A 6,766-nucleotide genomic window follows, 5' to 3' on the forward strand; every position below is an offset into this window, starting at 1 on the left:
GCCTGCGCCGTCAGCCCGACCGCGTCGCGGGCGGAGAGCAGCACCGGCACCACCGACGGCACGCGGGACGGCTCGTCGCCGGCGTCCGGCTCCTCGCCGTCGGTGGGCGCGGGCGGCTGCTCCAGGATCAGGTGGACGTTCGTACCGCTGATGCCGAAGGACGACACGGCGGCCCGGCGCGGCCGGTCCACCTGCGGCCACGGGGTGGCTTCGGTGGCCAGGGCCACCGCACCGGCCGACCAGTCCACGTGGGGGGTCGGCTCGTCGAGGTGCAGGGTCGACGGGAGCAGGCCGTGCCGCATCGCCATGATGATCTTGATCATGCCGGCCACGCCCGCCGCGGCCTGGCTGTGGCCGATGTTCGACTTGATCGAGCCGAGCAGCAGCGGCCGGTCGGCGGGGCGGTCCTGCCCGTAGGTCGCCAGCAGGGCCTGCGCCTCGATGGGGTCGCCCAGGGTCGTACCCGTGCCGTGCGCCTCGACGGCGTCCACGTCGGCCGTGGTCAGCCGGGCGTTCGCGAGGGCCTGCCGGATCACCCGCTGCTGCGCGGGCCCGTTGGGGGCGGTCAGGCCGTTGGACGCGCCGTCCTGGTTGACGGCGCTGCCGGCGATCACGGCGAGCACCCGGCGGCCCTCGCGCCGGGCGTCGGAGAGCCGCTGCACCAGCAGCACGCCGACGCCCTCCGACCAGCCGGTGCCGTCGGCGCCGGCGGCGAAGGACTTGCAGCGCCCGTCCGGGGCGAGGCCGCCCTGCCGGGAGAACTCGACGAACGCGCCCGGGGTCACCATGACGGTGACGCCGCCGGCCAGCGCCAGGTCGCACTCGCCGCCGCGCAGCGCCTGGGCCGCCAGGTGCACCGCCACCAGGGACGACGAGCAGGCGGTGTCGACGGTCACCGCCGGGCCCTCCAGCCCGAAGGCGTACGACACGCGGCCGGAGATGACGCTGTGCGCGCCGCCGGTGAGCTGGTAGCCGGCCAGCTCGGCGGGTACGTCGGCGCCGCCGTAGCCCGACGGGGAGGCGCCGACGAAGACGCCGGTACGGCTGCCGCGCAGCTCGACCGGGTCGACGCCGGCCTGCTCCATGGCCTCCCAGGACGCCTCCAGCAGCAGGCGCTGCTGCGGGTCCATGGCGACGGCCTCGCGCGGCGAGATGCCGAAGAAGCCGGGGTCGAACGCGGTGGCGCCGTCGACGAAGCCGCCCTCGCGGGTGTGCGAGACCGGTCGCCCGTCGGCGTCGACGGCCAGCAGCCGGCCCATGTCCCAGTTCCGGTCGCCGGGGAACCCGCTGATGCCGTCGCGCCCGGTCGCGACCAGGTCCCACAGGTCGTCGGGGTTGGCGACGCCGCCCGGGTACCGGCAGCTCATGCCGACGATGACGATCGGGTCGTCGTCCACCGGGCCGGCGGGGCCCCAGGTGGTGACGGTGTCGACCTCGTGCAGGCGCAGCGCCGCCGACAGGTGGTCGGCGAGGGCGGCCGGGTTCGGGTAGTCGAAGACCAGCGTGGTGGGCAGGGTGAGCCCGGTGGCGGCGTTGAGCCGGTTGCGCAGCTCGACGGCGGTCAGCGAGTCGAAGCCCAGCTCCTTGAAGGCCCGGTTGGCCTTGACCAGGTCCGTGCCGGAGTGGCCGAGCACGGCGGCGGTGTGCGTGCGTACGAGGTCGGTCAGGTGCCGGTCCTGCTCGGCGCGGGGCAGCGTCAGCAGGTGCTGGCGCAGCCCGCCGCCGGCGGCGTCCTCCGCGGCCGCGTCGACCACGCGCAGCGCGTCGCGGGCCTCGGCGATGTCGTCGAGCAGGGGGCGGGGGCGGGCGGCGGCGAACGCCGGGGTGAACAGGGACCAGTCCACGTCCGCCACGGTCACCGAGGGCACGTCGCGGCCGACGGCGCTGCGCATCGCGTACACGGCCTGGGCCGGGGACATCGGGCTGAGGCCGCGCCGGGCGAGCAGCTCCTGCCCCTCGCCGCTGGCCATGCCGCCGTCGGCCCAGGGTCCCCACGCCACGGCGGTGGCGGCCAGGCCGCGGGCGCGGCGCCGCTCGGCGAGGGCGTCGAGGAAGGCGTTGCCGGCGGCGTACGCGGCCTGTCCGCCGCTGCCCCAGATGCCGGCGATCGAGGAGAAGAGCACGAACGCGTCGAGCGGCCGGTCGCCCAGCAGCTCGTCCAGGTGCACCGCGCCGGCGATCTTGCCGTCGAGCACCCCGGCCAGGCCGGCCAGGTCGGTGTCGGCCAGCATGGTCAGCTGGCCCACCCCGGCGGCGTGCACGACCGCCGTCAGCGGCGCCGGATCGGCGTCGACGTCGCGCAGCAGCGCCTCGACGCGGGCGCGGTCGGCCATGTCGGCGGCGACCAGGGTCACCCGGGCGCCGAGCCCGGTCAGCTCGTCGCGCAGCTCCGCCGCTCCCGGGGCGTCCTCGCCCCGGCGGCTGGTCAGCACGACGTGCGCCGCGCCGTTGGCCGCCGCCCAGCGGGCCACGTGGGCGCCGAGCGCCCCGGTGCCGCCGGTGACCAGCACGGTGCCCGACGGCTGCCAGCTCTCGACCGCGCCCACGGCCGCCGGCGTGGCGCGCACCAGCCGCCGCACGAAGACGCCGGCGGGACGTACGGCGACCTGGTCCTCGTCGCCGCCGGTCAGGACGCCCACCAGGCCGTCCCAGTCGGCCCGGTCGGGCGCGTCCGGCAGGTCGGCCAGGCCGCCCCAGAGCTGCGGGTGTTCCAGCCCGGCGACCCGGGCCAGGCCCCACAGGCCGCCCTGGGCGACGCTGCGGACCGGGTCGGCGTCCCCGGTGCCGACCGCGCCCCGGGTCACCGTCCACAGCGGCGCCGCCACGTCGGCGCCGTGCAGGGCCTGCGCCAGCGTCATCGTGGCGGCCGTGCCGAGCGGCACCGCCGGCTGACCGGGGTGCGGCGCGTCCGACAGGCCCAGCAGGGACACGATGCCGGCGAACCGCCGGTCCCCCACGGCCTCGGCCACCCGCGACGTCACGTCGGCGCGCTCCGCGAGCGGGTCCACCGCCAGCCGGGACACCTCACCGCCGGCGGCGGCCAGCGCCTCCGCCAGCGCCTCGGCCCACTCGGTGGTGGCGGCGTAGTCGGCGGGCTCCACGAGCAGCCAGTGGCCCGACGGGGTGACCGGTGCGGGGGCGGCGGTCCGCTTCCACGCCACGCGGTAGGACCAGCCGTCGACGACCGCGTCCCGCAGCCGCGCCCTGCGCCACGACGACAGGACCGGCAGGGCCGGGGCCAGCACGTCCAGGGCCGCCGCGTCGAACTGCGCGGCCAGGGCAGCCACGTCGGAGCGTTCCACCGCGGACCAGAACTCGACGTCCACCACGTCCGGGCTGACCGGGCCGGTGGCCGCCGCCGGCATCCGCTCCGGCCAGTAGCGCTGTCGCTGGAAGGCGTACGTGGGCAGGGCGACCCGGCGCGCGCCGGCGCCGGCGTAGCGGGCCGGCCAGTCGACGGGCACCCCGGCGACGTGCAGCTCGGCCAGGGCGGCGAGCAGGGCCCGGGCCTCGGCCCGGTCGGCGCGCAGCACGGGCACCGCGACCGGCGCGGCCTCGTCGGCGTCCGCCGGGGCGTGCCGGTCCAGCACCTCGCGGGTCATCGCGGTCAGCACGCTCTGCGGGCCGACCTCCAGGAACGTGTCCGCGCCGGCGGCGCGCAGGGCGGCGACCCCGTCGGCGAAGCGGACGGCCTCGCGGACGTGCCGCACCCAGTACTCCGGCGTGCGGATCTCGGCGGGATCCGCGAGCGTCCCCGTCACGTTCGACACGATCGGCAGCGTCGGGGCGGCGAAGGTGAGCCCGTCGAGGACGGCCCGGAACCCGTCGAGCATCGGCTCCATCAGCGGGCTGTGGAACGCGTGGCTGACCCGCAGCCGCCGGGTCCGCGCGCCCCGCTCCCGCCAGTGCCGCTCGACCTCGTCGAGGGCGTCGACGGCGCCGGACACGACGACCGACGTCGGCCCGTTGACCGCCGCGATCCCCACCCGGTCGGTCAGGTCGGCGATCGACGCGGCCACCGCCGCCTCGTCGGCGGCCACCGCCAGCATCCCGCCGCCGGCGGGCAGCGCCTGCATCAGCCGGCCGCGCGCGGCGACCAGCGCGCACGCGTCACCCAGGGACAGCACGCCCGCGACGTGCGCGGCGGCGACCTCGCCGATCGAGTGGCCGCCCACGAGATCCGGAGCCACGCCGAACGACTCCACCAGCCGGAACAGGGCCACCTCGACGGCGAAGAGTCCGGCCTGGGTGAACACCGTCTGGTCCAGCAGCTCCGCCTCGGCGGAGCCCTCGGGCGCGAACAGCACCTGCTTCAGCGGGCGCGGCAGCAGCGGGTCGAGCCGCGCGCACGCCTCGTCGAGGGCGGTGGCGAAGGCGGGGAACTGCGCGTACAGCTCCCGGCCCATGCCGGCGCGCTGCGCGCCCTGCCCGGAGAAGAGCACCGCGAGGGGGCCCCGGTCGGCGGCCTGCCCGGCGACCACCGCGCCGGACGGCTGCCCGGCGGCGAGGGCGCGCAGCCCGGCCAGCAGCTCCTCGCGGTCGGCGGCGGTGAGCACCGCGCGGTGCTCCAGCGCGGACCGGGACACCACCGACGACCAGCCGACGTCGGCCGGGCGGAGGGTCTCGTCGGCGTCCAGCCACCGCGCCCAGCGGCCCGCCTGCGCGGCCAGCGCGGGCGCCGACCGGGCGGACAGCAGCACGGGCACCGCCGGCAGGGCGCCGGCGGGCGCCGGTCTGGCGCCGGCGAGGGCCGCGCCGTCGGGGGCGGGGGCAGCGCCGTCGGGGGCGGGCGGCTCCTCCAGGATGGTGTGGGCGTTGGTGCCGGAGATGCCGAACGACGACACCGCCGCGCGCCGGGGACGGTCGGTCGCCGGCCACGGCCGCGCCTCGGTCACCAGCGACACCTCGCCGGCCGACCAGTCCACCTTCGGCGTCGGCTCGTCGACGTGCAGGGTGGCCGGCACGAGCCCGTGCCGCATCGCCAGCACCATCTTGATCACGCCGGCCACACCGGCGGCGGACTGGCTGTGGCCGATGTTCGACTTGATCGAGCCCAGCAGCAGCGGCCGGTCAGCGGGCCGGTCCCGCCCGTACGTGGCGAGCAGCGCCTGCGCCTCGATCGGGTCGCCGAGGACGGTGCCCGTGCCGTGCGCCTCGACGGCGTCCACGTCGGCGCTGGTCAGCCGGGCGTTCGCGAGGGCCTGCCGGATCACCCGCTGCTGGGCGGGCCCGTTCGGGGCGGTCAGCCCGTTGGAGGCCCCGTCCTGGTTGACGGCGCTGCCCCGGATCACGGCGAGGATCGGGTGTCCCTTGCGCTGGGCGTCCGACAGCCGCTCCACCAGCAGGATGCCGACGCCCTCGGACCAGCCCGTGCCGTCGGCGGCGGCGGCGAACGACTTGCACCGGCCGTCGGGGGCGAGCCCCCGCTGCCGGGAGAAGCCCACGAACGGGCCGGGGGTGGCCATCACGCAGACGCCGCCGGCGAGGGCCAGGTCGAAGTCGCCCTGCCGCAGCGCCTGACAGGCCAGGTGCAGCGCGACCAGCGACGACGAGCAGGCGGTGTCGACCGTGACCGCAGGGCCCTCCAGGCCGAGCGCGTACGCGATCCGCCCGGAGACGACGCTGGTGGCCGTACCCGTCAGCAGGTAGCCCTCGTCGGCGCCCTCGGCCTCGCTCTGCGGGCCCATGCCGTAGCCGTTGGCGGCGGTGCCGACGAAGACGCCGACCTTCTGCCCGCGCATCGAGGCGGGCGCGATGCCGGCGTGCTCGAACGCCTCCCACGACGTCTCCAGCAGCAGCCGCTGCTGGGGGTCCATCGCCACGGCCTCGCGCGGCGAGATGCCGAAGAACTCGGCGTCGAAGTCGGCCGCGTCGTAGAGGAAGCCGCCCTCGCGGGTGGTGGAGCGGCCGGCCCGGTCGGCGTCCGGGTCGTACAGGTTGTCCAGGTCCCAACCCCGGTCCGTCGGGAAGCCGCCGATCGCGTCGCCGCCGGAGGCCACCAGGTCCCAGAGCTGCTCGGGGCTGGCGACGCCGCCCGGGTAGCGGCAGGACATCGCGACGATCGCGATCGGCTCCCGGGCGGCGGCGGTCAGCTGCTGGTTGAGCTGGCGGAGGCGGCCCGTCTCCTTGAGCGACGCGCGAAGCGCCTCGACGACCTTGTCTGCGGACGTAGACATCATGAGCTCCGTACTGGGGACAACGGTCAGGATTCGGTTCCGTCAAGCGCCAGCCTGACGAGGGTGTCGGCGTCCATCTCGTCGAGGTCCAGGGCCTCGTCGGTGCTGGACTCGTCGTCGCCGCCGTCGGCGTCGGTGAGGTTGAGCAGCAGGTCCAGCAGCCCGGCCTCGCGGAGGCGGGCGAGCGGGATGCCCGCCAGCGCCTGCCGTACGGCCGCCTCCGCCGGGTCGCCGTCGTCGGCCTGCCGCGCCTCGGGCAGCAACCCGTCGCGCAGGTGCTCGGCGAGCACCGCCGGGTTCGGGTAGTCGAAGACGAGCGTGGCGGGCAGCGACAGGCCGGTGGCGCCGGTCAGCCGGTTGCGCAGCTCGACCGCCGTCAGCGAGTCGAACCCGAGTTCCTTGAACGCGCGCTGCGGCTTGACCCGGTCCGTGCCCTGGTGGCCGAGCACGGCGGCGGCGTGGTTGCGTACCAGGTCGACGAGGTGCCGGCCCTGCTCGGCGCGGGGCAGGGTGCGCAGGTGCTCCCGCAGGCCGTCGGCCGCGCCGCCCGGCTGCTCCCCGCCGTGGCCGTCGAGGGCCGCGCGGGCCTC

2 protein-coding genes are annotated in these 6,766 nt (G+C 77.0%); both read right to left on the reverse strand.

What is annotated here, in order from left to right; translation table 11 throughout:
* Window positions 1-6,176, reverse strand: a 6,176-nt coding sequence (locus ACWENR_RS28765; protein ID WP_452280089.1) for a type I polyketide synthase, incomplete at its 3' end; no start/stop codon positions are given.
* Window positions 6,177-6,202: 26 nt separating this feature from the next.
* Window positions 6,203-6,766, reverse strand: a 564-nt coding sequence (locus tag ACWENR_RS28770) for an acyl carrier protein (protein ID WP_452280090.1), incomplete at its 5' end; no start/stop codon positions are given.

It is taken from the genome of Micromonospora sp. NPDC004336, assembly GCF_053602615.1.